The following is a 3,273-nucleotide window of genomic DNA, read 5'->3' on the forward strand; positions in this document are numbered from 1 at the left end:
TGCCGATCTTGGCTTTATCGACAAAATTGATGTCGCAAAATTTGTCGCTGGCGGTGGCTACATTTGGTATCCAGACAATCATTTCTTCAGCAAAATTAACCTCGGCGGCGATTGGGACATTACCCATAATCAAAACAATGAACGACTTGAGCAAGAAGCAGAAATGTATCTCGAGTTTGACGGCGGACTTCAAAGTTTTATCGCCACAGGGATCGTACAACGACAACGAGTGGGCAGACGTCACAACCCAAGTATTATTGATATCGCAGGCAACACCAGTGAGTTTAATGAAACCTTAGGTTGGTTTTACACCAATTTCACCCCTATTGGATCGCTGAAATTAGAACTAGATGTGAACTATGGCGATGACATTGATTTCGCTAATGACAGGCCTGCAACTATCACTATGTTGAATCCGGGCATTGAATGGAAATTAACGGAATCATTAGTGCTTGATATATCACACCGCTACCAAACATTAGACGTCGATGATGGTCGTTTATTTACAGCTAACCTCACCGATATGCGCCTAAATTGGCAGTTGACGCTAAACAGTTTTATCCGCTTAAGCAGTGTGTATACTCGCATAGAGCGCGATCCTGACTTATATCGTTATCAACGTCCTAATACACTGTATCAAGATATTGGTAATGAATTGCTCTATGGCTATAAACTTAATCCCCAAAGTGTGTTTTACCTCGGTTATTCAGACGCATTTATTGCCAATGATGACATCGACTCGTTAACCCAAGACGAAAAAACCTACTTCATGAAACTCAGTTACGCTTGGCTACTGTAGGCATAGTCAATAAGTTTAAAATTAACATTGTAGGACAACTATAGAGGTAAAAAGGCCGTTGATACTGAAGCATCAACGGCCTTGTACTATCTAAATGAATAGGTGAAGTCACTTACTGAGAAACAACCCTATTACGACCTGCATTTTTAGCTTTATACAGTAGCTCATCGGCACGTTGCAGTGCCCGGTCTAATGTTTCATTACTCACGGTAGACACGCCACAACTGAATGAAACAGGCAAATCACCTGCCGAGGTTCTTATCGGGTTGCTTTCACATTGTTCCCGAAATTTATTCACTAGTAGGCTAGCTTTAATGGCATCTAAACCTTTAAACGCTACAACAAATTCTTCGCCACCAAAACGCGCTACAGTAAAATTCGCTGCAAAGGCGTTTTCTAAGCGCTGCACAAATTCAATTAACACTTCATCGCCGACATCATGGCCATAGGTATCATTGATTTTTTTGAAGAAATCTATATCTAATAGTGCCACCGATAACAATTTTTGTTCCGAATCATTTTGTTGGTATTGACCAAAAAAATAACGCCGAGTGTAGGCTTTAGTTAAATAATCACGATTGGCTTTACGCCACAAATTACGCATCATATCGAGTGAATCAAGGGTGTTAAGCACTCGACAATGAAACTCTTCATGCACAAACGGTTTTTGCAAAAAATCATTAGCGCCGTTTTTAATAAACTTTGCCGACAAACTTTCATCATTGTCATTAGACAAACCAATAATGGCGATATCTTCACGGTTAAACTGCTCACGTACCCGTAAAACAAGTTCAACACCATCAACTTTTGGCATGTTGTAATCAGTAATAAGCAACTGAATATCAGGCTGCACCTCTAATACGGCTAATGCTTCTTCGCCATCATTGGCTTCTATAACCTTGAACAAATGCTGTTCAAGGAGCATTTTTACAAACTTACGACTCACCAACGAATCATCGGCAACCAACACTTTAACGTCTTGATTTCGATAAAGTCTGTCAATTAACTTGACCACATATTGATAACTGTGGCGTTTATCCTTTGGAATATAATCAACGATGCTGAGTTTTAAGATTTCTCGACGTTGAGCCGCATCTAAATTGCTCGTGAGAACAATGCAAGGAGTTGAATACGATGCCACTAACTTGACGATATCGCCGTCAGAAGCATCGGGTAAATTTAAATCTGCAACCACTACAAAATATTGATTTTCTTCTAAAAAAGTCAATGCACTCGACATATCAGGTGCGATGTCCACATGGTATCCAAGATCCTGAACAATCATGTGTTTTAATATTTTCGATACAGTGGTGCTATCTTCTACAATCAACACTCGCAATATAGTCACCTTTATTTCTGTCTAGTACTCAAATCATTTAACACTTTTCAAGTACGATGCTGCCGATAGAATAACCTGCACCAAATGAGCACAACAAGCCTAAATCACCCGTTTTAAAGTCTTGGTTAAACTTATGGAAAGCAATAACCGATCCCGCAGAAGCGGTATTAGCATACTCATCTAATACGATAGGCGCTTGAGTTGGTTCTACATTATCACCAAGCAGCTTCTTCACTACAAACAAATTCATGTTTATATTGGCTTGATGAAGCCATAAGCGCTTAAATTCCTCAGGTTTTATTTGTTCATCAGTAAATTGTGCGTCTAAATGTTGGTAAATCATCGGCAATAATTCTTTAAACACTTTACGGCCTTGCTGATGAAACAGCTTATCTGATGTGGTTGCATTTTCTGGATCGCAGCGATTAACAAAGCCAAAGTTACTGCGAATATTACTTGAGTACTCGGTCACACAGCGAGTCGATAACACACTAAAGGCATTCGTCGATGTTGATAGCTCTGCACGTTCAACTACCACTGCAGTTGCCACATCACCAAAAATAAAGTGGCTGTCACGATCGCGAAAGTTAATTTGCGGCGAGGTTAATTCAGGATTTATAACCAGCACTCGATTAGCTGTGCCGCCACGAATAGCATTAACGGCATTCACAATCGCAAACGTAGCCGATGAACATGCCACTAGCATGTCGTAGGCAAAACCTTTAGTGCCCATGGCTTGTTGGATTTCAATTGCAATGGCTGGATAAGCTCTTTGAGTATAAGCACACGCCACAATCACCAAATCGATGTCTTCAGCCGTTAGGTTTGCTTGCTGTAATGCTTGGTTAGCGGCTTCAATACCCATCTCAGCTTGCATAGACAACGATTCAGAAGGTCTATCAGCAATTAATGGCATCATGATGTTGGTATCGAGGATACCGTCTTTTACCATGACATAACGGCTTTTAATTCCAGAGGCTTTTTCAATAAACTCACTTGACGAATATGCCAACGCAAGCGTATTTCCGGCCTCTATCTCGGCCGCATTCTGTTGATTAAATTGGTCAACATAACTATTATAACAGTTAACTAATTCGTCGTTAGAGACACTGTAAGGTGGTGTGTATAAACCACT

Annotated in this window: 2 protein-coding genes and 1 pseudogene; 1 reads left to right on the forward strand and 2 read right to left on the reverse strand. The window is 40.4% G+C overall.

The window, feature by feature from the left end; genetic code table 11:
* Positions 1-799, forward strand: a pseudogene (locus CXF78_RS17860) (hypothetical protein); the annotation flags it as partial.
* A 112-nt stretch (positions 800-911) separates the two neighbouring features.
* Here the strand turns inward: CXF78_RS17860 and CXF78_RS17865 are convergent.
* Positions 912-2,138, reverse strand: a complete 1,227-nt coding sequence (locus CXF78_RS17865; RefSeq protein WP_180957211.1) for a response regulator — start codon at positions 2,136-2,138, stop codon at positions 912-914.
* A gap of 37 nt (positions 2,139-2,175) precedes the next feature.
* On the reverse strand, positions 2,176-3,273 hold a 1,098-nt coding region (locus CXF78_RS17870; protein WP_102037518.1), incomplete at its 5' end, for a beta-ketoacyl-ACP synthase III.

Origin of the sequence: Shewanella sp. 11B5 (genome assembly GCF_002836795.1) — a bacterium.
Taxonomy (GTDB): domain Bacteria; phylum Pseudomonadota; class Gammaproteobacteria; order Enterobacterales; family Shewanellaceae; genus Shewanella; species Shewanella frigidimarina.